A 24818-nucleotide genomic window follows, 5' to 3' on the forward strand; every position below is an offset into this window, starting at 1 on the left:
TCTTGACCAAGAAGTCTCCCAATGCCACCAGCCTCGTGCTGTTCGATGCCGATGGCCGCGCCCGCAAGGCAAACGCGCACGCGCTGCGTATCCAGCTGGCCGACGGCCGCAGCCTGACGCTGGACCTGTCCCAGGCCGGCGACGGCGTGGTGGCGCTGCTCGCCGAGCACACCGATACCCGCCAGCAGGCTGGCCTGCTGGTGCGCCCGGACAACAGCGACGCGCTGTCCGTGGCCGTGACCGCCACGCCGATCGTCACCACCACGGGCACGCCGGCGACCCCGCCAGCGCTCGAGCTTGACGTGCAGCATGGCGACGGCGTGTCAAAGCGCAACGGCCTGCCGAGCCGCAAGCAAATCGAAAAATGGGTGAAGTCCGCGCTCTATGCCGACGCCACGCTGACAGTGCGCTTCGTCGACGATACGGAAGGCCGCACGCTGAACCGCAGCTATCGCGGCAAGGACTACGCCACCAACGTGCTCACTTTCGCCTATGCCGAGAACGCCGACGATCCGGTGGCCGGCGACATCGTGCTGTGCTGCCCGGTAGTGGAGTCCGAAGCCAAGGCGCAGAAGAAGTCCCTCGAAGCCCACTACGCCCATCTGATCGTGCACGGGGTGCTCCATGCCCAGGGGTACGAGCACGATGACGACACCGAGGCCGAGGAAATGGAAGCCATCGAGACCGAAACGCTGCAGGCCCTGGGTTTCGAGGATCCGTACAAGCCGATCCGCGAGTAACAGACAGTCTGGCTCCCCACTCCCGCAAGCGTGAGCGGGGAGCACGAAAAGCCACCCGGACAGCCACCCCACCCGGCCCTGTCACGGGCCCGCAAGGCTTTTAGTGTATGCTTCAAACGATCTCCACCACGCGCTAGCCGCGACATGAACGACCCCTATCCCAGTTCGAAACCTGCCAATCACAAGCAGACGGATCGCCCACGATCCCTACTCGAACGCCTTTCGGACTTCATCTCTCCCGAGCCCGATACCCGCGCCGAATTACTGGAAGTGCTGCAGGACGCGCACGAGCGTAACCTGATCGACGCCGACTCTTTGTCGATGATCGAAGGCGTGTTCCAGGTGTCTGAACTCACCGCGCGCGACATCATGGTGCCCCGGGCGCAGATGGACACGGTCAACATCGCGGACGCGCCGGAGACCTTCATCCCGTACATGCAGCAGACCGCGCACTCGCGCTTTCCGGTCTACGAAGGCAACCGTGACAACATCATCGGTATCCTGCTGGCCAAGGACCTGCTGCGCTATTACACGGACCCGAACTTCGACCTGCGCGAAACGCTGCGCCCGGCCGTGTTCATCCCCGAATCGAAGCGGCTGAACATTCTGCTGCGCGAGTTCCGTATCAATCGCAATCACATCGCGATCGTCGTCGACGAATACGGCGGCGTGGCCGGTCTGGTCACGATCGAGGACGTGCTCGAACAGATCGTGGGTGACATCGAGGACGAGTTCGACCTCGACGAGGACCATGACAACATCCTGCCTACCGCCGACGGCGCCTGGCGCGTGCATGGCCTGACCGAGATCGAGCAGTTCAACGAGACCTTCGGCACGGCATTTCCCGATGACGACGTCGATACGGTCGGCGGCCTGCTCACAAACCACGTGGGGCATGTGCCGCATCGTGGCGAGATCATCACGCTGCCGCCGATGCAGTTTGAAGTCCTGCGCGCGGATGCCCGCCAGGTGCACCTGCTGCTGGTGCGCCGCGAGGCGCCCGCCGAACCGGCTCTCGTCGCCGAAGCATGACGCGCGTCGGCACGCCCGGCGCCGTGGGCACTCCTCGGGCCGGTTCGGCCGACTCACCAATGGGCGGCACGCCGTCCTCCCCTTTTCAGACTATGCAAGTCACGTCCCGCTCCGGCACCGTGTTCCGGCTGCTGATCGCGGCCGTCCTGGGCGTGGCCCATACACAAGCCTTCGCACCACACAACTGGTGGTGGCTGCAGATCCTGTCGATGGCCGGACTTGTCGCGCTGATCGCCGGCGCCCCACGCCCGCGCGCCGCAGCGGCCACGGCCTATGCCTTCGGGCTGGGCTGGTTCCTGTCCGGCATCTGGTGGCTGTTCATCAGCATGCACGTCTACGGCGAGATGCCGTCGTGGATGGCCGGTCTGGCCGTGGTGCTGTTTGCTGGCTATCTGTCGATCTGGCCCGCCCTGGCCGGCGCGGCCTGGCACTGGCTGACACAACGCGGCCGCAACGGCGTGCTTCCCGCGCTGGCGTTCGGCGCCACGTGGGCGCTCTCCGAGTGGCTGCGCGGCGTGGTGTTCACAGGATTTCCGTGGCTCGGCAGTGGCTATCCCCACACGGACGGCCCGCTGGCGGGTTTCGCGCCGCTGATCGGCGTCTATGGCATTTCCGCGCTGGCCGGGTTCATCGCGGCCTTGCTGGTGGCAGTCGTCGGCGCCATCGGCCGCCAGCGAAAAGCCCGATCGGCGGTGCTCGCCGGCGGACTCGCGGTGGGCGTGCTGGCCTGCGGCGCGGCGCTTGCGCCAATCCAGTACACGTCGCCCATCGGACAGCCGATCCATGTCCGGCTGCTGCAAGGCAATGTGGCCCAGGACATCAAGTTCGAACCCGTGGGCATCGAGCGATCGCTGGAGCTTTACCGCGACCTGATCACCGAGGCGCCGGCCGATCTGGTGGTCACGCCGGAGACCGCATTCCCGGTAATCCTGCAGGAACTGCCGGTCGAGATCGCCCGCGCGGTGCGTACCTTCATGGAAAAGACCGGCACCACGATCATCTTCGGCGCCGCCGGCGCCGATTCGCCGGTGGATTTCACCAACAGCGTGTTTGCGATCGGCCCGGAACAGGATCAGCTCTACCGCTACAATAAGCACCATCTGGTGCCATTCGGCGAGTTCATCCCGTTCGGCTTTCGATGGTTCGTGGACATGATGAAAATGCCGCTGGGCGATTTCCGGCGCGGCACGCTGGACCAGCCGGCAGTTCCGGTGCGCGGCATTCATGTGGCACCGAATATCTGCTACGAGGATTTGTTCGGGGAAGAGATCGCGGCCACGCTGCGCCAGCAGGCAACACCGGCCAACATGCTGGCCAATGTCACGAACCTGGCCTGGTTTGGCGACACGATCGCACTGGACCAGCACCTTCAGATCTCGCGGATGCGCGCGCTGGAAATGCGCAGGCCCATGCTGCGTGCCACGAATACGGGCATGACCGCCGTGGTGGCACCGGATGGCACAGTGCAGGCAAAGCTACCGACTTTCCAGGTGGGGACGCTGACCGCGACCGTGCAGGGCATGCAGGGCCTGACGCCTTACATCCGCTGGGGTAACGTGCCGGTGCTGATCGGCAGCCTGCTGGTGCTGTTGGTGGCCGCCCGCGCGCGACGCGCGCGCGGGTAGGCGAAACGACGGTGCGAAGCCTCGGGGCTCAGCCGATCACCGAAGTGGCGATCGAGACGGCCGCAGCAGCGGCCATCACAGCGATGGCGACGAGGTACGGTTTGCGAGACAGCAGCGACATGACCAATCCCAAGAAGTAAAGATGATGATTCCCGGAGCGCCTTCCGGCCCCTGCATCGACCCACGCGGATAAGGGAGGCGGTTCCAGCCGCAGCCTGTTCGTTTTGTGTTCAGCCGCGTGCTTCAACTGTATACAAAAACGTTATCGGCACCTATAAGTCGGTTCTGAAACCCCGGTCGGGATTTACCCGACCCGTTGCAAAAGCCCGACAGTGTCGCCAAGCATGATTCATGCCCCGGCCCCCCTTGTTTCCACGTCGCTTGCGCGGGGGGCGACCCAAAAACCCGATAGAATTCAAGGTTTGGCAAACCTCGCGCGAGACGGCTCGTGCACTTGCCCGCCAGATTTCCTTTTCGTCTTCCTATGCTGACCTTCCAACAAATGATTCTGACCCTGCAGGCCTACTGGGACCGGCAGGGTTGCGCGCTGTTGCAACCGATCGATCTGGAGGTCGGCGCCGGGACGTCGCACGTGCACACCTTCCTGCGCGCCATCGGCCCGGAACCGTGGCGTGCCGCATACGTGCAACCGTCGCGCCGCCCCAAGGACGGCCGCTATGGCGAGAACCCCAACCGCCTGCAGCACTACTACCAGTACCAGGTGGTGCTCAAGCCGGCGCCCGAGAACATTCTCGAGCTGTACCTCGGCTCGCTCGAGGCGCTGGGCCTTGACCTCAAGCAGAACGACATCCGCTTCGTCGAGGACGACTGGGAAAATCCGACGCTCGGCGCTTGGGGCCTGGGCTGGGAAGTCTGGCTCAACGGCATGGAAGTGACGCAGTTCACCTACTTCCAGCAGGTTGGCGGCATCGACTGCAAGCCGATCACCGGCGAAATCACCTACGGCATCGAGCGTCTGGCGATGTACCTGCAGAAGGTCGAGAACATCTACGACCTGGTCTGGACCGAATGGCAGGAAAACGGCGAGACGCGCCGCCTGACCTACGGTGACGTGTACCACCAGAACGAAGTGGAACAGTCCACCTACAACTTCGAGCACAGCAACACGGAAATCCTGTTCCGCCATTTTGCCGAGCACGAGAGCGAAGCCAAACGCCTGATGGGTGACACCGGCGAAAAGGCCGAAGGCGCGCAGGAGAAGGCCGCTGGCACACGCCTGGCGCTGCCGGCCTATGAGCAAGTGCTCAAGGCCGCCCACACCTTCAACCTGCTGGACGCGCGCGGCGCGATCTCCGTGACCGAGCGTGCCGCCTATATCGGGCGAATCCGCAATCTGTCGCGCCAGGTGGCGCAGGCCTACTACGACTCGCGGGAAGCACTTGGCTTCCCGATGTGCAAGACCGAGGCCCGCGCATGACACCCCATCTGCGCGGCGTCTGTGCGATCGTCGCGTTGGCCGTGTCCGCCGTGGCGGTGTTCGGCGGCAGCGCCGACGCCCTGGCACGCACCGCATCCCCGCCAAGTCCGCAGGCGCTCTACCTGCCGGAGGACCTGAGCAATATTTGCGAAGCCGACCAGCAGGCCCTGCAACTGGCCATCACGCGGCACTGGCGCCCTGCGCTCAAGTCGATCGACCAGTGGACGCAGCTCGTGCGGTCGTTCTCGTGCGACCTGTCGGGCTCGCGCGATCTCGGCTGGCACCGGGTGCCGCTGCGCGCCTATGAAAGCGCGATCCGCTACCCGCTGCAGTGGGCCGAGTGGGAAGACCACAACGGCCGGCCGCGCCGCACCGTGCGCACTTACTATTCGGCCGCGCAGCTTCCCGCCAAGATCGAGTTCTGGATCGGCGGACGCATCGACGAGATCCGTTATGACCGTCGTACGCAGCGGATCGACGCACGCTTTCCAGCCGCGGGTACCCGCGGCGCTTCCGGCGTGGCGGTGCAATGCGCCTACACCACGCTGCAATTCCGCCAGCAGAATGGCCTGTGGCTGCTGTCTGGCGTGGAACCCAATCTCTCGCCGCGCTGCTAAGCGCGCGCCCATACCTGTTGGATACGATTCATGTCGCAACCCATGACCGATTCGCTGCTGATCGAACTGTTCACTGAAGAACTGCCGCCGAAGGCGCTGGCACGCCTGGGCGAGGCCTTTGCCCAAGGCCTGTTCGACGGCCTCGGCGCGCGCGATCTGCTCGAAGCAGGCGCCACCGTTACGCCTTTCGCCACGCCGCGCCGCCTGGGCGCGCTGGTCTCCGGCGTGCGCCGCACCGCGCCAGACCGCGAGCAACGCGAGAAGGTACTGCCGCTGACCGTGGCGCTCGATGCCAACGGCGCCCCGACGGCTCCGCTGGGCAAGAAGCTGGCGGCACTGGCCAAATCGGTCGGCGTAGCCGAGATTGACTGGCAGACGCTCGAGCGCGCCTCCGACGGCAAGGCCGATGCGTTCTTCTACCGCTACACCGCGCGCGGCGCGACGCTGGCCGATGGCCTGCAGGCAGCGCTCGACGAGACGCTGACCAAGCTGCCGATCCCGAAGGTGATGAGCTACCAGCGTCCGGACGGCACCACCGTGCATTTCGTGCGTCCGGCACACAGCCTGATCGCGCTGTACGGTGCGGAGATCGTGCCGGTTTCGGCGCTCGGCCTGCAAGCCAGCAACCTCACGCAAGGTCACCGCTTCCTGTCGCAGGGCACGATCGAGATTCCTCACGCGGCCGAATACGCCGGCCTGCTGGAATCGCGCGGCCGCGTCGTCGCCAGCTATGCCGACCGGCGCGAGCGCATCCGCACGGCGCTCCTCAAGGAAGCCGGCGCCGACAAGGTCATCATGCCGGACTCGCTGCTCGACGAGGTGAACTCGCTGGTCGAATGGCCAGTGATCTACCCGTGCCACTTCGAGGAAGCCTTCCTGGCCGTGCCGCAGGAGTGCCTGATCCTGACGATGCAGACCAACCAGAAGTACTTTGCGCTGACCGATGCCGAAGGGCACCTGCGCAACCGCTTCCTGATCGCCTCGAACCTGGCCACCGACACGCCGCAATCGATCATCACGGGCAACGAGCGTGTGGTGCGCCCACGCCTGGCCGATGCGAAGTTCTTCTTCGACCAGGACCGCAAGAAGACGCTGGCCTCGCGCGTGCCGCAACTCGCCAACGTGGTCTACCACAACAAGATCGGCAACCAGCTCGACCGCGTGCAGCGCCTGCAGCAGATCGCCGGCCATCTTGCCGACGCGATGAACGCCGCCGGCGCCCCGGTCGACAAGGCCGCCGCGATGCGCGGCGCCGAACTGGCCAAGGCCGACCTGCTGACCGACATGGTCGGCGAGTTCCCCGAACTGCAAGGCACGATGGGCACGTACTACGCCCGCCACGACGACGAAGCCGAGGACGTCGCCCTGGCCTGCTCCGAACACTATCGCCCGCGTTTTGCCGGCGACGCGCTGCCAGCAGGCAACGTGAGCACCGCCGTGGCGCTGGCCGACAAGCTTGAGACGCTGATCGGCATCTGGGGCATCGGCCTGCAGCCGACCGGCGAAAAGGACCCGTTCGCGCTGCGCCGCCACGCGCTGGGCATCCTGCGGATGCTGATCGAGAAACCGCTGGCGCTGTCCCTGAACGACGTGCTGGGTCTGACCGAACAAGCCTTCGCCGGCATCGCGGCGGTCAAGCCTTCGCGCGAAGCGATCACCGATTTCCTCTTCGACCGCGTGCGTGGCTACCTGAAGGACAAGGGCTACACGACCAACGAAGTGGAAGCCGTGGTCAGCCTGCGCCCGCAGCAACTGCACGACATCCTGGCGCGCATGGAAGCCGTCCGCACGTTCGCGGCGTTGCCTGAAGCCGAAGCCCTGGCCGCAGCGAACAAACGCATCACGAACATCCTGAAGAAGACGGACGAGGCAATCGGCAGCGTCGATGTATCGCTGTTCCAGGAGGCCGCCGAAGGCGCGTTGCACGAGGCGATCGAGCGCGTGCGCCCGGGCGTGGAAGCCGCGTTCGCGGGTGGTGATTTCACCGCCGCGCTGCGCGACCTGGCCCAGCTTCGCGATGCCGTGGACCGCTTCTTCAACGACGTGATGGTCATGGCCGAGGACGCGAAGCTGCGCGCCAACCGCCTGGCGCTGTTGGCCACGCTGCACAGCCTGGCGAATCGCGTCGCGGACATTTCGAAGCTGGCGGCCTAAGCTGTCTCATACGCTGCATCACCGGAACGCGCGCCATGCCACAGTCCCAGTTGAAGTTCGTCATCCTGGATCGCGACGGAGTCATCAACCGCGACAGCGACCAGTTCATCAAGACACCCGACGAATGGATACCGATCGAGGGTAGCCTTGAAGCCATCGCCATGCTGAACCAGGCCGGCTACCGCGTGGTGGTGGCCAGCAACCAGTCGGGCATCGGCCGCGGCCTGTTCGAGATGAGCGCGCTCAACGCGATGCACGAGAAGATGTACAAGGCGCTGGCCAACCTCGGTGGCCGCGTCGAAGCCATCTTCTTCTGCCCGCACACGGCAGCCGACAACTGCGACTGCCGCAAACCCAAATCCGGCCTGTACGAGCAGATTGGCGAGCGGTTCGGCATCGAATTGCGCACCGCGCCCACGGTGGGAGATTCGCTGCGCGACCTTCAGGCGGGCGTGGCGGTTGGCTGCATCCCGCATCTGGTTCGCACGGGCAAGGGCATGAAAACGCTGGAAAAAGGCGGCCTGCCCGATGGCACGCGCGTGCATGACGACCTGGCAGCGTTTGCGCGCTGGCTGATCGACGATGCGGCGCCCAAGCCGCAACCAACCGCGCCCTGATATCCGTCCCCGATTACCGCCCCCGATCGATGACTTTCCTCCGTTCCCTGCTGTTCTCGCTGTACCTCCTGGCACTCACGCCCCCCTATGCGTGCCTTTGCTTCATCGTGTTTCCGTTCATGAACGCGGAGAACCGCTTCCGCTTCGTGCGCGGCTGGACAAGGCTCGTGATCTGGGCGGGCCGCCTGATCTGCGGCATCCACTATCGCATCGAGGGCATGGAGCAGGCGCAGTCGATGCTCGACAAGCACGTGGTGCTGCTGTCCAAGCACCAGTCCGCATGGGAAACCGTGGCCTATGTGGCCCTGATGCCCAAGCCGCTGTGTTTCGTCTTCAAGCGCGAGCTACTGCTGGTGCCGTTCTTCGGCTGGGCCCTGGGGATGCTGAAGATGGTCCATATCAATCGCAAGGACGGCCCGCGCGCGTTCGCGTCGGCCGCCCGCCAGGGCCGCGACCGCCTGGCAGAAGGCGCCTGGATCATCATGTTCCCGGAGGGCACGCGCACGGCCTCGGGCCTGGAGAAGCCGCGCTACAAGAGCGGCGGCGCCCGTCTGGCGGTGGAAACCGGTGCATGGGTTATCCCGATGGCTGTCAATTCGGGACGACTCTGGCCCCGCAACTCCTTCCTGAAATATCCGGGCATGATTACGATTTCGATCGGCGCCCCGATTGCGTCGGCCAACAAGACCGCAGACATGCTGAATCAGGAAGTCGAAACGTGGATTGAGGCAGAGATGCGCCGTATCGATCCGGACAGCTATCGCCGCGCAGGAAACCAGGCCACCGCATGAAGCTGCTGCGCCCTGCTCCCGAGACACCCGGCGCGCAGCTCGAGCTGCCGCTGGCGGAGGCATTGCCGCCCGTCACGCCGGAGCAACAGGACCTGTCGCCGACATCCGCGCCGCACACACCCGAGACCGCGTCGCCCTGGCCCCCGGCCCTGCCCAACGGCCGGCGGCTGCAAGTGGGCGAACGCACGGTGCACTACGCCCTCAAGCGCTCGTCGCGGCGCACCATCGGCTTCACCGTGGACGATCGCGGCCTGTCGATCACCGCACCCCGCTGGGTCACCCTGGCCGACGTCGAAGCAGCCATCCTCGAGAAGCAGCGCTGGATCTTCAACAAGCTGGGCGAATGGCGCCATCGCGAAGCACGCCGCATTCTGCCGACGGTGCAATGGCGCGACGGCGCATCGCTACCGTTCCTGGGCCAACCGATCACCCTGCAGCTTGATTCGCCGGCTGGCGTGCTGATGTTCAACGCGGAATTGCGCATGCTGCATCTGGCCCTGCCCGCGCACGCCGACGAGCAGCAGATCAAGGACCGTGTGCAGGGCTGGATGCAGAACCAGGCGCGCCGCCTGCTGGCGGAGCGGCTGGACATCTATGCCGCGAAACTGGGCGTGCGTCATACGGGCTTCGCCCTGACCTCTGCAGCCACCCGCTGGGGAAGCTGCACGGCCGACGGCAAGATCCGGCTGAACTGGCGCCTCATGCATTTCCCGCTGTCGATGATCGACTACGTGGCCGCCCACGAGCTGGCGCATCTCAAGGAGATGAACCACGGACCGCGTTTCTGGGAAACAGTGGAATCGATCTTCCCCGAGTTCCGCGACGCCCGCGCCCAGCTTCGCGCGCACCCACCGGAACTGTTGCCGACGTTCTGACGTTCCGACGCTCCGAGTTTCCGACGCCCTCGTCGCTCATCGTGCATGCCGTGCGCCCAGGCGCCATCGACGGATACGCTTCACACCTGGCTGTAATAAGCCGACCTTCGGCGACTGGTCGCCCCGCACGCTGTTGTCGAACCACCCATACTGAAACCCGGTATCGGCATAGGGACCGACATCGACGGCCGCCGGCGCGTTCCGCGGCATGGGAATAGAATGGCGAACTCTGTCTTTACAGTTTTGCAAAAGAGACCCCCATGCGACTCCTCCACACCATGCTGCGCGTTGGCGACTACCAGCGTTCGATCGACTTCTACACGCGCGTGCTGGGCATGACGCTGCTGCGCGAGAGCGACAATCCCGAATACAAGTACCGCCTGGCCTTCGTCGGATACGGCCCCGAAACCGAGACCGCCGTCATCGAACTGACCTACAACTACGGCGTCGACAAGTACGATCTTGGCACCGCCTATGGCCATATCGCCCTGGAAGTACCCAGCGCGGCCGAAGCCTGTGAGCGCATCCGGTCGGCCGGCGGCAAGGTCACCCGCGAAGCCGGTCCGGTCAAGGGCGGCACCACGGTGATCGCGTTCGTAGAGGACCCGGACGGCTACAAGATCGAACTGATCGAGCGTCACTCGACGCGCGACGCTGCCCGCCCGTAACGCGCAATGAGCGCGCAAGCAATGACGCGGCGCCCGCTGGACAGCACGGCCATCGGGTTGATGGTGCTGCTGTGCGCCGCCTGGGGACTCCAGCAGGTGATCATCAAGGTCACCGCACCGCTGATGGGCGCCGTGCTGCAGGCGGGCGTGCGATCCGCCATCGCTGCGCTGCTGGTGTTCGGCTTCGCAGCCTGGCGCGGCACGCCGCTCTGGGAACGCGATGGCACATTGCGCGCGGGACTGGTAGCCGGACTGCTATTCGGAGCCGAGTTCTTCTGCATCTTCGTCGGACTCGGCCACACCACCGCATCCCGCATGGCGGTGTTCCTCTATACGGCCCCGATCTTCACCGCACTCGGCCTGCACCTGTTCGTGCCGGGCGAGCATCTGCACCGGGGCCAGTGGCTCGGCGTGGTTCTCGCGTTCTGCGGTATCGCGCTGGCCTTCGCCGACGGCATTGCCTCGCCTTCCACGCAAGGCAGCACGGTGATTGGCGATGTCCTGGGCATGGTGGCCGGCGCCTTGTGGGCGGCGACAACCGTCGTCGTGCGCGGCAGCAAGCTGTCTGGTGCTCCTGCCAGCAAGACGCTGCTCTACCAGTTGGGCGTCTCGGCGGTGATGCTGCTGTTGATGGCGCTGGCGGCAGGCCAGGCGCATACGGTGGAAATCACGGGCTTCGTCGTGGCCAGCCTGTTCTACCAGTCGGTGCTGATCGCGTTCGCGAGCTACCTGATCTGGTTCTGGCTTCTGCGCCAGTACCTGGCGTCACGGCTATCGGTCTTCTCGTTCCTGACGCCGCTGTTCGGCGTGGCATTCGGCGTGCTGCTCATGCACGACCACGTCGGCGTGCGGTTCGCCCTGGCGGCGGTAATGGTGCTGGGGGGGATTGTGCTGGTGAATCGACGGGCGTAGTGAACGCCGTCGATTTGTCGCCCTCTCCCGCGTAGCGGGCAAGGGCGACAACGATCAGTGCCGAATCACTGCGGGAACGAGAACATCCCCAGCGCGCCGCGCACTTCGTCCAGCGTCTGCTGGGTGATTTCGCGGGCCTCGGCGGTGCCCTTCTTCAGGATATCGAACACATAGCCCGGGTCCTGGGCAAGCTGCTCGCGGCGTTCGCGGATCGGGCGCAGCATTTCCTGCAGCACGCTTTCCACGCGACGCTTCAGCACCATGTCGCCCAGGCCGCCACGGCGGTAGTGCTCCTTGAGCGCTTCCACTTCGGCCGGATTCGGATCGAATGCGTCGAGGTACGTGAACACGACATTGCCTTCCACCTGACCCGGATCGGACACCTTGAGGTGGTTCGGATCGGTGTACATCTTGTGCACGGCTTCGCGGATCTGGTCCGGCGACGCGCCGAGCGGAATCGCGTTGCCCTGCGACTTGCTCATCTTCGCCTTGCCATCCACGCCCGGCAGACGGCCATGCTTCGGAATCAGCGCTGCGGCTTCGGGCAGCACCTCGCGGCCCACCTGGTTGTTGACCCGACGCACGATCTCGTTGGTCTGCTCGATCAGCGGTGCCTGGTCTTCGCCCACGGGCACCAGCACGGCCTTGAAGCCGGTGATGTCGGCGGCCTGCGAAGCCGGATAGCACAGGAAACCAGCCGGGATGTCGCGGCCGAAGCCACGCGCCTGGATTTCCTCCTTGATCGTCGGGTTGCGCTCCAGGCGCGATACCGTGACGAAGTTCAGATACATCAGCGTCAGTTCCGCCAGCGCCGGCAGGTGCGACTGCACCGAGATCGTGGTCTTGGCCGGATCGATGCCCACGGCGAGGTAGTCGAGCGCGACTTCGAGCACGTTGCGGCGCACCTTGTCGGGATCGTGGGCGTTATCGGTCATCGCCTGGGTATCGGCCAGCAGCACGTACTGCTTGTGCGTCTCCTGCAGGGTGACGCGGCTCTTCAGGGAGCCGACGAAATGGCCAAGGTGAAGCGGGCCGGTAGGACGGTCGCCAGTCAGGATGACGGGACGCTTATCAGGGTTGGTCTGGTCAGTCATGGGCGTCGCAAGGACTTCAGGGTATTCAGGATAAAAAGGGGCTCAGGCCACGCGGGCGGGCGGCTCCGCCCCACCGACGATTCGCGCGAGCTCGACATACTCGGCAACTGGCACGTCCTCGGCGCGGCGGGTCAGATCGAAGCCCAGCGCGTCGAAATCAACCTGGTCGCGGAGGAACGACAGCGTATTGCGCAGCACCTTGCGGCGCTGCGAGAACGCGGCGGTCACCACGTCGCCCAGCACGCCCGCATCGCACGCGGCGTACGGCGACCGCAGCGTGCCATCCTCGGCGCGTGGCCACGGAATCATGCGCACCACGGCGGAATCGACCTTCGGCGGCGGATTGAACGACGCGGGCGGCACATCGAGCACGTGCTCCATGTGGTAGCGGACCTGCAGCATGATCGACAGGCGGCCATACGATTTGCCGCCGGGGTCGGCCACCATGCGCTCGACCACTTCCTTCTGCAGCATGAAATGCTGGTCACGCACGTCATCGGCGAAATCCACCAGATGGAACAGCAGCGGGCTGGAAATGTTGTACGGCAGGTTACCGACGATGCGCAGCGCGCGGCCGGGCTCGCGCAGCTTGCCAAAATCGAACGCCAGCGCGTCGCCGGCGTGGACCACGAGGCGGTCGCCGTAGCGGCGGCGCAACCGCTCCACGAGATCTCGGTCGAGCTCGACCACCTGCATGCCTGGCAGCCGCTCCAGCAGCGGATCGGTCAGCGCGCCGAGGCCCGGACCGATCTCGACCACGATGTCGTTCGGCTGCGGGTCGATCGCGCTGACGATGCCGTGAATGATGCCGTCATCGACGAGGAAGTTCTGTCCGAACCGTTTGCGGGCCACATGGCCCTGGTGCACGTTTGAACGCATAAGTCAGTGCTGGCCGTTGGAGATGCCGTTATCGGCGCGCCCATTGCTGTGGCGCCCGCTGGCATGTCCGGCCATGGTAATGGCACAGCGGATGGCTTCGATCATGCTGCCGTGCTCGGCGCGGCCAGTGCCGGCCAGGTCGAGCGCGGTCCCATGGTCCACCGATGTGCGGATGAAGGGTAGCCCCAGCGTGATATTCACGCCGTGGCCAAAGGTGCCGTACTTGAGGGGTGCCAGGCCCTGGTCATGGTACATCGCCAGCACGCAGTCGGCGTCACGCAGATGGCGCGGCTGGAACAGCGTGTCGGCGGGATACGGGCCGCGCGCGTCGATATCGGCATCGCGGGCCTGCTCAAGCGCGGGAGAAATCACGTCGATTTCCTCACGCCCCATATGCCCGGACTCCCCCGCGTGCGGGTTCAGCCCCGTTACCAGGATGCGTGGACGCGCGATGCCGAAATTCCGGCGCAGGTCGGCATCGACAATCGTCAGCGTCTCGACCAACATCGGAATGTTCAGCGCGTCGGGCACCGCGCGCAGCGGCAGATGCGTGGTGGCCAGCGCCACGCGCAGCATGGCGTTGTCATGCGCCGGCTGCGGGCCGGCCAGCATCATTACCACACGCGGCACGCCGGCGCATTCGGCCAGATATTCGGTATGCCCGGAAAACGGCACGCCAGCATCATTGATCGTGCTCTTCTGCACCGGCGCGGTAATCATGGCCGCATAGCGGCCCGTCCGCAGGCCATCGACGGCGGCATCCAGCAGCGCCAGCACGTAGTGGCCATTGCGGGCATCGAGCCGCCCCGCTTCGCAGTGCACGCCCAGCGCGATGTCTTCCACGATCACGTCGCCGTCGGCAATCCGACGTGCCCACGCATGGGCCACGCCGAGCGCCTCGGCACGCTGATCGAGCAGACGCGCATCGCCGATCACATGGAAGCGGACTGCCCCCCCATGGCTGCCATTGCCGCCGTGATTGGCGGCGAACTGCAGCAGGGCCCCGATCGTGATGTCGGGACCGATGCCGGCCGGTTCTCCGGTCGTGATCGCTAGGTCGAGTGGCGCGGGGTCGGGCATGGTTCGGGCCAGCGCATCAGCGCTGGCGGTTGATCCGGTATTCGACATACGCCGCGCTGCGGAGCTGGCGCACCCAGTCATCATAGGCGGCGCGCAGCTTCTGCTCGCGAACTTCGGCACGTGCGAAATCACGCTGCTTCTCGGGCGACACTTCGGTCTCGCGGCGGTTTTCCACCTGGATCAGGTGCACACCGAACTGCGTGACTACCGGGTCGGAGATCTCGCCCGGGCGCAGGCGGTTCATGGCCTGCTCGAACTCGGGCACCAGTTCGCCCGGCGACACCCAGCCGAGCTCGCCGCCTTGCGACGCCGAGCCGTCCTGCGAGTAGCGACGCGCGGCATCGGCAAAATCTACGCCGTGCGTGATCCGGTCGCGAATCGTCGCCATCTGACGCTTGGCTTCGGCCTCGGGCATGTTCGGGCCGGTGCGGATCAGGATATGGCGCACCTGCGTCTGCGCGATGCGGTCGCTCGCCGCCGGCTGCGCGGCGGCCGTGCGCTTGGACACAAGCTTGACCACGTGGAAACCATTGGCCGATTCCAGAACCTCGGGCACCACCGCGCCCGGCTGCAGGTCGACCACGGCATTGGCGAACACGGCAGGCAGCCGGCCAATCTCGCGGAAACCCAGCGAGCCGCCTTGCGAGGCTTCCGGCGCCTCGGAGTTGGCCTTGGCCAGTTCGGCAAAGTCCGCCCCGCCCTGCACCTGCTTCAGCAGGCCTTCCGCTTTCGTCTTGAGCTGGGCCTTCTGTGCATCGGACGCATCTTCGGGCACGCGCACGAGGATCTGCGCCACATTGAACTCAGTCGGGCCCGAGGCTGCCGCCTGGCCACCATTACGCGCAGCCAGATAGTTGTCGATCTCGCCGTCGTAGACCTGCACCTTCGAGTCCACCTCGCGTTCACGCAGGCGGATCACCTGGACCTGCTTGCGCAGTTCGTCGCGGTACTTGGTCCACGACATGCCGCTGGCTTCCACGCGGCTGCGCAACTCCGTCGCAGACATCTTGTTCTGTTGCGCCACCGATTCGATCGCCCGATCGACTTCCTGATCGGTCACCTTGATCCCTGCTTCCTGCGCGGCCTGCGTCTGCACGCGCTCCATCACGAGGCGTTCCAGCACTTCGCCTAGCAAGTCGGGCCGCGGTGGCACCTCGCGCTTGGCGGCGCGAAGCTGGCTTTCGATCTCGTCGGCGCGGTCAAGCAGTTCCCGGCGCGTGATCACGCTGTTGTTGACGACGGCCACCACCTCGTCCACCAACTGCGAGCGCGGCTGGGACGAAGGCTGCGGCACGCCCATCATCGGCTGGCTCGGCGCCACGGTGCTGCCCTGGCTGGCCGATTGGCTGCCCTGCTGCGTGAAGATGCCCTGCGTACGCGTGCCGGGCGCGCGCAGCTGCGCAGCTGCCGGCGCGGCCAGCGTCACGAGCACGGCCGACAGCAGCAGCTGCTGCCAAGGGTTCAGGCGGGACAACAGGGAGAAGGCTTGACGTTTCATCTTGGTCCGTCATTCATAGTGATCGTACGGGGTTGTCGGCACCGGTCGTGCCGTCACGGGCTCGTAGCCCGGCACGTTCAGGCGCAACATGTCCAGCGGGTTGGAGCCGATCTTCGACAGCCCACGGAACTCCACCTGGAAGAAAACCCGCCCGGTGTAACCGTTCGAGGTATTGCGGAAACGCTGGTACACGAACCGGCCGACCCAGCAGTCGGCGGCGTACTCGAAACCGGCCAGGGCATCCACGAGCTGGTTGGCCGACTTGTCGAACGCCACGCGGCCGATACCGTAAGTGCGTTGCGTGATCGGCCACTGCCCCGACATTTCGATCTGGTCGATCGCGGTATTGTCTGTCACCGAGGTCGGGCGACGGTAGCGATAGCCGAAATTGATGAGCTTGCGCGATTCCGGGCGGTACGCGAGTGCCACGTTCGAATAGTTGACCCTGTCCTGGTCCGGGTTCCACTGAATACCGGCATCGAGATAGTAGCCGCGGAACAACTGGATCGTGGTGGCAGCCAGCAGATCCGAATAGGTCGGCTTGGCATCCGGCAGCGTGCCGTTGATCTGGACACGCTGGCCCGTGAAGTCGACACGCTGTGCAATCGTGCCCCGGAAACGCTCGACACCTGTCTCCGATTCGATCAGGCGCGTGGTCAGGCCCAGCGTCAGCTTATTGTTGTCGGCGATGCGATCGTTACCGGTAAACGGGTTCTCGGTAAAGATCTGGCCGTAGCCAAAGTCCGACTGCACCGTATCGAACAGCGGGAACTGACTCTGGTCGTAGAACGGCGTGTAGACGTAGAACAGGCGCGGCTCGAGTGTCTGGGTGTACTTCACGCCAAACAGCTTGCTCACACCCGGCGCGTCACGCTCGAACGTCATGCCCGAATCCAGGCTGACGGTCGGAATGGCGCGATTGAGCGTATTCGACGCGCCGGTGGTGTTGGTGCCGGCATCCATGTTGTACTGCGCCGCGTTGAAGATGAACTTCGGCGTCACGTACCAGCCCGGGTGGATGATCGGGTAGCTGATCGTCGGCTGGATGAATGCGCGATTGCCTTCGGGCTGCTGGAAGCCGGTACTGGTCAGCGGGATGCGGAACCGCGTGTAGTCGGTTTCGAGCGAAATATCGAAACCGTGGAAGTCATAGCGGTTGTACTTCGCGTTCAACTGCGGCTCGCGCTCGTAGGACGGCTCGCTGGGCAACAGCGTCTGGAACTTCTGCACCCGTGCCATGAACACCCAGTCCTGCCACGCATAGATCACGCCGCCTTCCTGCGTGTACTGACGCAGGGTCGACTGCGATACGGAACGCGTCAGGTCGTCGGGATACTTGTCATCCGAAACCTTGCTGACGTTCACATAGGCCGTCAGTCCAGGAATGATGACCTGATTGTGCTGGATCGAGTAGGCCCAGCGGTTGCGGCCCGCCTTCTTGTCGTCGGGCAGGAACTCGCCGCGGATACGTCCGGCATAGCCGGCGCCCACATACCGGAAATCCTCGCCAAGCTGCACGCCGCGCGACGTCAGGATACGCGGGTAGATCGTCAGATCGCGGTTCGGTGCCAGGTTGAAATAGTACGGAACAGTGAGATCGAACCCTGAGTTCGAGCCGTATCCAAACAACGGCGGCAGCACGCCGCTACGACGCTCGCTATTGAGCGGAAAACTGAACGCCGGCGCGCCGGCGATCGGCACGCCAAAGAAATTAAGCACACCGCCATAGGCCGTGCCGACCTGACGATCGCTATCCAGGTCAAGCTTTCTGGCGCTGAAGTACCAGTCCGCGTTATCGGGCGAACAGGTTGTGTAGGTCGCCTTCTTCAGCGTGCTGCGGTCCGGATCCAGGAAATCGACGCGCTCGGCGCTGCCGGAGCCGCCAGTCTGCTGGAAGTAGTAGTCCGGGGACAGCATGTAGCCTTCATTGGCCTGCACGCGCATCCGTGCTTCCGGGCCCACGGCCAGCGTGCCGCTCTTGGAAAGCCGCACGTTGCCGGTGGCATGTGCTTCGTCGGTGTCCTGGTCGTAGGTGAGCTTGTCGCCCTTGATCACGCCACCGTCGCGGCGCAGTTCGGCGTGCCCTTCCATCTCCACGCCCTTCTCGCTGTAGCCCGTTACGCGATCGCCCGACACATAGGCCGGGGCATTCGGGTTCGAGGGCGTGGATGACGGCGAGAGGTTGAGCGTGTTGCCGCTGGGGGCAGTCCGCGTGGCGGGCTCGGTCAGGCGCGGCACGAGATCGCCGCCTTCAGCCGGCGGCGGCGGCGCCTCCGGGGTCTGCGTGACCATCGGCTCGACAAGGTCGATGTTCGGAATAGCGGACGTCGCGCCGTACTGCGCATGGGCACTCACCGTCAGCCCGGCCATGGCGAGCACGAGCGGCCGCAGCGCGCTGGCGGGCAGGCGGACGCGCCGGGACGTGCCCGGAGGCGCTGGCGGTCGGGTGGCCGGATGATGCGGTGATCGTCGTTGTTCGGTCATGCAAACGGTGGTCGGTCAGCTCGGCGGGCCGGCGCTTCGAAGGGGCTGCAAAGTTTGCCCCTGCTTCAACGCCAGCCCATTGCCAGAGCGGGCTGCGGGGCGACAAAGGCCCCTCCCGGAGGCCACCCGGCGCCCGGGTCTGGTCGGGTATTATACGGGGCATCGTATTCTCCCTTTCAGGCATGTCTGCACTTCTTCACGCCCCGGGCCAAGACCCGCGCATCGAACAACTCAAAACGTGGGTAGCCAGACTCGGTGCGGCATGGTCGATCGACCCGGATTCCTGCGCCCCCGCGTCGGCCGACGCGAGCTTTCGCCGCTACTTCCGCGTGCGGACCGGCCACCCCGCACACCCCACCGCGATCGTGATGGACGCGCCACCCTCGCATGAGGATTGCCGCCCGTTCATCCATGTGGCAAAGCTGTTCGGCGATGCCGGCGTGACGGTGCCGACGGTGCTGGCCCAGGATCTCGAGCAGGGGTTCCTGCTGCTGGCCGATCTGGGCAGCCAGACGTACCTGTCGCGCCTGGACGACACCTCGGCGCACAATCTCTATACCGATGCGGCCGCCGCGCTGGTCAAGATCCAGGCCGCCACCCGCCCGGGCGAACTGCCGGCGTACGACCGCGCGCTGCTGCAGCGCGAACTGGACCTGTTCCCGCAGTGGTACATCGCCAAGCACCTCGGGGTGACGCTCGACGACCGTCAGCAGGCCGACCTGCGTGAGGTGTTCGAGACCATCCTGGCCAACAACCTGGCGCAGCCGCAGGTCTACGTGCATCGCGACTACCATTCGCGCAACCTGATGGTGCTGCCCGAAGCTAGCAACCCCGGTGTCCTGGACTTCCAGGATGCGGTGATCGGCCCGATCACCTACGACGCCGTGTCGCTCTGGCGCGACGCCTATATCGAATGGGAAGAAGAACAACAGCTCGACTGGCTGATCCGCTACTGGGAACGCGCCCGCAAGACCGGGCTGCCCGTGGCGGCCGATTTCGGCGAGTTCTACCGCGACTTCGAATGGATGGGCCTGCAACGTCACCTCAAGGTGCTTGGCATCTTCGCGCGCCTGTATCACCGTGACGGCAAGGACGGCTATCTGGCCAACCTGCCGCTCGTGCTCCGATACACCCGCAACGTGGCAGGCCGGTATAGCGAGATGCGCAAGCTCGTGCGCCTGCTCGATGCGATCGAAGGCACCGAGCGGCCCACCGGCTTGACGTTCTAGGCGGGTGCGACGTGGAGATCCCGTCCGACACCCCTGACACCCCCGAGGCCGCCGAGACCATCACCCGCAGTGGCGAGTGGTGGGCCGGCGCCCGCGCGCTGGCGCCGATGCTGCTCGGCGTGATGCCGTTCGGCCTGATCTACGGCGTGCTGGCAGTCAACGCCGGAATGCCGGCCTGGCTGGCCTGTGCGATGAGCGCGATCGTCTTCGGCGGGGCATCGCAGATGATCCTGACGCAACTCTGGGCAGCCGGCACGCCGGCGCTGGTGGTTGCGTTCACGGTGGCAATGGTCAATCTGCGACACGCGCTCTATTCCGCGACGATTGCCGCATCCCTGGCGCCGCTGCCACGCCGCTGGAAGGCGCTGATTGCCTATCTGCTGACCGACGAGGCGTTCGCCGCCATGACCCGCCGTCTGGGAGACACCGGCCCGCGCGCGCGCTACCGGCACTGGTTCTACTTTGGCGCGGGCTTTGCGCTCTGGGCGAGCTGGCAGGTCTCCACGCTGGCCGGCGTGCTGGTTGGCGCGCAGGTGCCGCGTGACTGGCCGCTCGATTTCTTCCTGCCACTGACCTTCATCGGGATCATCGTGCCGAACCTGAAGCACCGCTCGCAGACCGCCGCTGCGCTGGTGGCCTCGGTACTGGCCGTAGCGTGCTTCGCCATGCCGCACAAGCTCGGCATCATGGTGGCGGCGCTGGGCGGCATTGCCGCAGGCATGTTGCTGCGCGGGCGCGACCGGGACGGTACCGGGCGGCGCTCGTCGGACCCATCGGGCCGCACCGATGGCAAGGAGCACGTAGCATGAGCCAGATGACCCTGCTGTGGGTATTCATCGGCGCGGGACTGGCCACGTTCCTGATCCGGCTGTCATTCATCGCCGTCGAGGGCCGCGTGCGCCTTCCGGCATGGTTTCGCACGGCGTTGCAGTTTGTGCCGGCGGCCATGCTGTCGGCCCTGATCGCGCCGGACCTGCTGATGCGCGACGGCGCCGTGTTCGTCAGCCCGCACAATGCACGCCTGCTCGCCGGCGTGGTGGCCATCGTCATCGCCGCGCGCACGCGCAGCGTTGGCTGGACCATCGCCGGAGGCATGGCCGCCCTGATTGCCCTGGAGGCCCTGATTTGAAAGCGATGATCTTCGCCGCCGGCCGCGGCGATCGTATGCGACCGTTGACCGATGCCTGCCCAAAGCCGTTGCTGGCCGTGGGGGGCAAGCCGCTGATCGTGTGGCAGGTCGAGGCGCTGGTGCGCGCTGGCCTCACCGATATCGTCATCAATCACGCCTGGCTCGGCGAGCAACTCGAGTCGGCACTGGGCGATGGCTCGCAATTGGGCGCGCGCATCCATTGGTCGGCCGAAGGCACGGCGCTGGAAACGGCCGGCGGCATCGCCCACGCGCTGCCCCTGCTGACCGGCAAGACCGACGCCGACGACGTGTTCCTGGCCGTATCGGGCGACATCTTCTGCGACTTCGACTACCGCACCCTGTTGCCACGCGCCCGCGCCATGGCCATGGCGCCGCGACCGCACATGCATCTGGTGATGGTGCCGAACCCGCCCTTCCATCCGCGCGGCGATTTCGTGCTGGATGCCGCCGGATTGCTGCGGATGCCCAGCGCCGACGCCCACGCGCTGACGTTCGGCAATATCGGCCTGTACGACACCCGCCTGTTCCGCGAAATCGAACGCGGAGCGAAGGTGGCGATGTCGCCCTACTATCGGGAGTCCATCGCCGCAGGCCTGGCCACGGGCGAGCGCTTCGACGGACGCTGGGAAAACGTTGGCACTCCTGCGCAACTGGCGGCGCTTGATCGCTCGCTGCGGGCATAGCGGCGCGTTCCCGAACGTTACCAAAGCCCCGGACGCGACCGCTTTTGCGCCGCATCGTGCGCACGCGCAGCCCGCTTTGCCCGCCGACGGGTTTAGAATCGGGGCATTCCCCTCACCGTCTTTCATCCATGTCCGCACCCGACTCCGCCCTCCTCGGCGCGTGCAGCGATCGCCGCGCCCGTGTGCTGAAACATCTGCGCGCCAACGGCGGCGGCGTGGCCATCGTGCCAACCGCGCCAGAAGCCATGCGCAATCGCGACAGCGACTATCCGTACCGGCACGACAGCTATTTCTATTACCTGACCGGATTCACCGAGCCAGACGCAGTGCTGGTGCTGGTGGCGGGCGGCCCGGGCGACGACACCAACGCCAGCATCCTGTTCTGCCGGCCCAAGCACGAAGAACGCGAGATCTGGGATGGCTTCCGTTATGGGCCAGAAGGCGCACGCGCGATGTTCGGCTTCGACGAGGCGCATTCGGTCGAAGACATCGACAAGCTGCTGCCGCCGATGCTGGCCAATCGCGCCACGCTGGCCTACCCGCTGGCCGCCACCGCAGACTTCGACGCCCGCGTGCGTGGCTGGCTGGACGCGGTACGGATGCAGGGCCGTGCCGGGGTGTCCTCCCCGTCGGCCGCGCTCGACGTCCGCACACTTCTTGACGAGATGCGCCTGTTCAAGGATGCGGGCGAACTGGTCACGATGCGCCGTGCCTCCGAAATCTCGGCCCAGGCACACGTTCGTGCGATGCGCGCGTCGCGCCACGGCTTGCGCGAGTATCACCTCGAAGCCGAACTGCTCTACGAATTCCGCCGCCACGGCGCCCAGAGCGTGGCCTACAACTCGATCGTCGCCACGGGCCCCAACGCTTGCGTGCTGCACTACCGGGCTGGTCCGGCCGAACTGCGCGACGGCGACCTGTGCCTGATCGACGCGGGTTGCGAACTCGACGGCTACGCGTCGGACATTACGCGCACATTCCCGGTCAACGGCCGATTCACGCCGGCGCAGCGCGAGCTCTATGACCTCGTGCAGGCCGCTCAGGACGCCGCCATCGCCGAGACACGCGCGGGCGTGCCATACAACGTCCCGCACGACGCGGCGGTGCGTGTGCTGGCGCAAGGCATGCTGGACACCGGCCTGCTCGACCGCAACAAGGAAGGCACGCTCGACGACGTGCTGGCCAGCGGCAGCTATCGCCGCTTCTACATGCACCGCACGGGCCACTGGCTCGGCATGGACGTGCACGACGTGGGTGAATACCGCGTGCCCGGCCCGCTGCCGGCAGGCCACGAGGGCGAGCGGCCATGGCGTCCGCTCGAGGCGGGCATGGTGGTAACCATCGAGCCGGGCATCTATGTGCGCCCGGCCGAAGACGTACCCGAACGCTACTGGCACATCGGCATCCGCATCGAGGACGACGCCGTAGTGACTTCGGGAGATTGCGAACTGATCACGCGCGGCGTGCCTGTGAAGGCCGACGAGATCGAGGCACTGATGCGCGACAACGGAGGCATGTCGCGATGAAGGCATTGTTGAGCAAACTGTTCGGTACCGGCGTCACGAAGACCCACACGACACGAGCAGTCGATCCGAACGAACCATTCGTGATCAACATTTATGACGACCGCGTCGTGGTGCACCGCCCAGACGGCCAGCGCGAAGAGCTGGCCTGGGACGCGCTGGAGAAAGTCGTGGTGCGCGTGTCCGACCGCGCGCCGTGGGCTGGCACGGCATGGCTGATCCTGGCCGGCGACGCCGCAAGTCAGCAAGGCTGCGTGGTGCCGATGACCGCGGCCAACCACGAGGCGCTGGTGCGGCGCCTGCAGGAGCTGCCCGGCTTCCATCAGCAGAAACTCGACAACGCGATGCGCGACGCCACCTCTGGCAAGTCACGCACCGACGCGAATCTGTGGAAGCGATCCGAAGCCGAAGCCCAAGCGCGCAAGGACGAGGAAGCCAGCCATGACGCTGCCAGCCAGCACTGACGCGCTCGCGGTTGAGCCGCGCGACATCGCCATTGTCGGCGGCGGGCCGGTCGGCCTGGCGCTGGCGGCGCAGTTGCTACGCACCACATCGTGGCGCATCACGCTGATCGACGCGGCCACGCCGGCGCGCGCCGCACGTGATCCGCGCGCCATTGCCTTGTCGCACGGCAGCCGCCAGTTGCTCGAGCAGATCGGCGCATGGCCGGTGCCGGCGCAGGCGATCGAGCATATCCATGTATCGCAGCGCGGCCGCTTCGGCCATGTGAAGCTCCATGGCGATGACTACGGCGTGCCCGCGCTGGGCTATGTGGTCAGGTATGGCGACCTTTGCCAGACCCTCGAACGCGCGCTCGCCCGCGCCGCCGACGCCGCCCCGGGCCGGCTTGAACGCGCCTTCGAGACGCGTATCGACAACATCGACCAAGACGACCGCAGCGACGCCGCCCTGGTCCGGCTGACCGGCACCTCGCACACAGAGCACGAGGGATTGCCGGTAGCGTTTGCGGCCCGCATCGCTGTGCAGGCCGAAGGCGGCCTGTTCCACCAGCAAATCCAGCGCCTGTCGCATGGCACCGAGGCCGTGCGGCGGCGCGACTATCAACAGACCGCGATCATCGGCCATGTGACGTGCACGCAACCGCAGCCCGGCTGGGCGTGGGAACGCTTTACCGAGGAAGGGCCGCTGGCGCTGCTGCCACATGAGGAACATGGCGTGCAGGGCTACGCGCTGGTCTGGTGCTGCCCGCCCGAGCAGGCCATGCGCCGGCTCGCGCTCACCGAGGACGAGTTCGCATATGAGCTGGGCCAGGCGTTCGGTACGCGAATGGGCCGGTTCACGCTTGTTGGCAAGCGCCATGCATTCCCGCTTGGGCTCAATGCCGCGCCGGTCACGGTCGACGGGCGCGTTGCCGCGGTCGGCAATGCCGCGCAGACGCTACATCCGGTGGCCGGTCAGGGGCTGAACCTGGGCCTTCGCGACGCGTTCGCGCTGGCCGATTCGCTGCGCGCCGGCTGCACACCACAGGCGCTGGAGGCGTTCGCGAGCCGGCACCGGGTCGACCGCGCGATGACAATCGGCATCACCGACCTGCTGCCGCGTGTGTTCGCCGTGGGCGGCCCGATGGCGGCCCACGCACGTGGCGCGTCGCTCGCGGCACTGGCCTGCGTGGCGCCGCTCAAGCACGCGCTGGCGCGGCAAATGATGTACGGCGCACGCGGCTAGTCGATATTTGCCAGGCAGTTCCCCGACGGCCCCCTTACGGGGC

The 24818-nt window shown here is 65.9% G+C and carries 23 protein-coding genes; 18 read left to right on the plus strand and 5 right to left on the minus strand.

Features of this window, described 5'->3' with window-relative positions:
* Positions 1–2 precede the first annotated feature (2 nt).
* From ybeY to RN01_RS09410, 11 genes are all read left to right on the plus strand, one after another.
* The gene (gene ybeY, locus RN01_RS09360) at positions 3–740 is read left to right on the plus strand and encodes an rRNA maturation RNase YbeY (protein ID WP_017511093.1); all 738 of its coding nucleotides are present in this window, start codon (positions 3–5) and stop codon (positions 738–740) included.
* Between the two features lie 144 nt (positions 741–884).
* Positions 885–1772, plus strand: coding sequence for an HlyC/CorC family transporter (locus tag RN01_RS09365; protein ID WP_011515324.1), 888 nt, complete (start codon positions 885–887; stop codon positions 1770–1772).
* A gap of 92 nt (positions 1773–1864) precedes the next feature.
* On the plus strand, positions 1865–3397 hold the full coding sequence (lnt, locus tag RN01_RS09370; protein ID WP_017511092.1) for an apolipoprotein N-acyltransferase: 1533 nt from the start codon (positions 1865–1867) through the stop codon (positions 3395–3397).
* 484 nt (positions 3398–3881) lie between these two features.
* Positions 3882–4835 (plus strand): glycine--tRNA ligase subunit alpha, encoded by a 954-nt coding sequence (gene glyQ / locus RN01_RS09375; protein ID WP_011515322.1) that lies wholly within the window; start codon positions 3882–3884, stop codon positions 4833–4835.
* Entirely contained in the window at positions 4832–5452 is a 621-nt protein-coding gene (locus tag RN01_RS09380) for a hypothetical protein (protein ID WP_011515321.1), read from the plus strand. The genes glyQ and RN01_RS09380 overlap by 4 nt, the downstream gene beginning before the upstream one ends.
* Before the next feature lie 30 nt (positions 5453–5482).
* On the plus strand, positions 5483–7606 hold the full coding sequence (gene glyS / locus RN01_RS09385; protein ID WP_017511090.1) for a glycine--tRNA ligase subunit beta: 2124 nt from the start codon (positions 5483–5485) through the stop codon (positions 7604–7606).
* Positions 7607–7641: 35 nt separating this feature from the next.
* Positions 7642–8223, plus strand: a complete 582-nt coding sequence (gmhB, locus tag RN01_RS09390) for a D-glycero-beta-D-manno-heptose 1,7-bisphosphate 7-phosphatase (RefSeq protein WP_008644041.1) — start codon at positions 7642–7644, stop codon at positions 8221–8223.
* A gap of 29 nt (positions 8224–8252) precedes the next feature.
* Positions 8253–9014: a 1-acyl-sn-glycerol-3-phosphate acyltransferase gene (locus RN01_RS09395; protein ID WP_008644043.1), complete on the plus strand. Its 762-nt coding sequence runs from the start codon at positions 8253–8255 to the stop codon at positions 9012–9014.
* Positions 9011–9889, plus strand: coding sequence for a M48 family metallopeptidase (locus tag RN01_RS09400; RefSeq protein WP_017511089.1), 879 nt, complete (start codon positions 9011–9013; stop codon positions 9887–9889). The genes RN01_RS09395 and RN01_RS09400 overlap by 4 nt, the downstream gene beginning before the upstream one ends.
* Positions 9890–10149: 260 nt before the next feature.
* The gene (gene gloA / locus RN01_RS09405; RefSeq protein ID WP_008644047.1) at positions 10150–10557 is read left to right on the plus strand and encodes a lactoylglutathione lyase; all 408 of its coding nucleotides are present in this window, start codon (positions 10150–10152) and stop codon (positions 10555–10557) included.
* A 6-nt stretch (positions 10558–10563) separates the two neighbouring features.
* Positions 10564–11469 (plus strand): DMT family transporter, encoded by a 906-nt coding sequence (locus tag RN01_RS09410; protein ID WP_017511087.1) that lies wholly within the window; start codon positions 10564–10566, stop codon positions 11467–11469.
* A gap of 65 nt (positions 11470–11534) precedes the next feature.
* Here RN01_RS09410 and trpS read toward each other — a convergent pair whose 3' ends face one another.
* From trpS to RN01_RS09435, 5 genes are read right to left on the minus strand one after another with little or no spacing between them, the layout of a single operon-like run.
* On the minus strand, positions 11535–12563 hold the full coding sequence (gene trpS / locus RN01_RS09415; protein ID WP_017511086.1) for a tryptophan--tRNA ligase: 1029 nt from the start codon (positions 12561–12563) through the stop codon (positions 11535–11537).
* Positions 12564–12605: 42 nt separating this feature from the next.
* A complete protein-coding gene (gene rsmA, locus RN01_RS09420) occupies positions 12606–13442 on the minus strand; it encodes a 16S rRNA (adenine(1518)-N(6)/adenine(1519)-N(6))-dimethyltransferase RsmA (protein ID WP_017511085.1) in 837 nt (278 codons plus the stop codon).
* A 3-nt stretch (positions 13443–13445) separates the two neighbouring features.
* Positions 13446–14522, minus strand: coding sequence for a 4-hydroxythreonine-4-phosphate dehydrogenase PdxA (pdxA, locus tag RN01_RS09425; RefSeq protein WP_024569474.1), 1077 nt, complete (start codon positions 14520–14522; stop codon positions 13446–13448).
* A 16-nt stretch (positions 14523–14538) separates the two neighbouring features.
* A complete protein-coding gene (locus tag RN01_RS09430) occupies positions 14539–16020 on the minus strand; it encodes a peptidylprolyl isomerase (RefSeq protein ID WP_011515311.1) in 1482 nt (493 codons plus the stop codon).
* A 9-nt stretch (positions 16021–16029) separates the two neighbouring features.
* On the minus strand, positions 16030–18504 hold the full coding sequence (locus RN01_RS09435) for an LPS-assembly protein LptD (RefSeq protein WP_017511083.1): 2475 nt from the start codon (positions 18502–18504) through the stop codon (positions 16030–16032).
* Between the two features lie 182 nt (positions 18505–18686).
* On the opposite strand from RN01_RS09435, the gene RN01_RS09440 reads away from it, so the two are divergent.
* The 7 genes from RN01_RS09440 to RN01_RS09470 all read left to right on the plus strand — a co-directional run bounded on the left by RN01_RS09440 (position 18687) and on the right by RN01_RS09470 (position 24775).
* On the plus strand, positions 18687–19733 hold the full coding sequence (locus tag RN01_RS09440; RefSeq protein ID WP_024569475.1) for an aminoglycoside phosphotransferase family protein: 1047 nt from the start codon (positions 18687–18689) through the stop codon (positions 19731–19733).
* Positions 19734–19744: 11 nt separating this feature from the next.
* Positions 19745–20542, plus strand: coding sequence for an AzlC family ABC transporter permease (locus RN01_RS09445; RefSeq protein ID WP_017513206.1), 798 nt, complete (start codon positions 19745–19747; stop codon positions 20540–20542).
* The gene (locus RN01_RS09450) at positions 20539–20862 is read left to right on the plus strand and encodes an AzlD domain-containing protein (RefSeq protein ID WP_017513205.1); all 324 of its coding nucleotides are present in this window, start codon (positions 20539–20541) and stop codon (positions 20860–20862) included. Before RN01_RS09445 ends, RN01_RS09450 begins: the two co-directional genes overlap by 4 nt.
* Positions 20859–21566 carry an N-acetylmuramate alpha-1-phosphate uridylyltransferase MurU gene (gene murU / locus RN01_RS09455; RefSeq protein WP_024569476.1) on the plus strand — a complete coding sequence of 236 codons (708 nt, stop codon included), beginning with the start codon at positions 20859–20861 and terminating at the stop codon, positions 21564–21566. The genes RN01_RS09450 and murU overlap by 4 nt, the downstream gene beginning before the upstream one ends.
* A gap of 128 nt (positions 21567–21694) precedes the next feature.
* A complete protein-coding gene (locus tag RN01_RS09460) occupies positions 21695–23092 on the plus strand; it encodes an aminopeptidase P N-terminal domain-containing protein (RefSeq protein WP_017513203.1) in 1398 nt (465 codons plus the stop codon).
* Positions 23089–23553, plus strand: a complete 465-nt coding sequence (locus RN01_RS09465; protein WP_011515304.1) for a hypothetical protein — start codon at positions 23089–23091, stop codon at positions 23551–23553. Before RN01_RS09460 ends, RN01_RS09465 begins: the two co-directional genes overlap by 4 nt.
* Positions 23531–24775 (plus strand): UbiH/UbiF/VisC/COQ6 family ubiquinone biosynthesis hydroxylase, encoded by a 1245-nt coding sequence (locus tag RN01_RS09470; RefSeq protein ID WP_017513202.1) that lies wholly within the window; start codon positions 23531–23533, stop codon positions 24773–24775. Before RN01_RS09465 ends, RN01_RS09470 begins: the two co-directional genes overlap by 23 nt.
* Positions 24776–24818 lie beyond the last annotated feature (43 nt).

Origin of the sequence: Cupriavidus sp. SHE (assembly GCF_000812445.1) — a bacterium.
GTDB lineage: Bacteria > Pseudomonadota > Gammaproteobacteria > Burkholderiales > Burkholderiaceae > Cupriavidus > Cupriavidus metallidurans.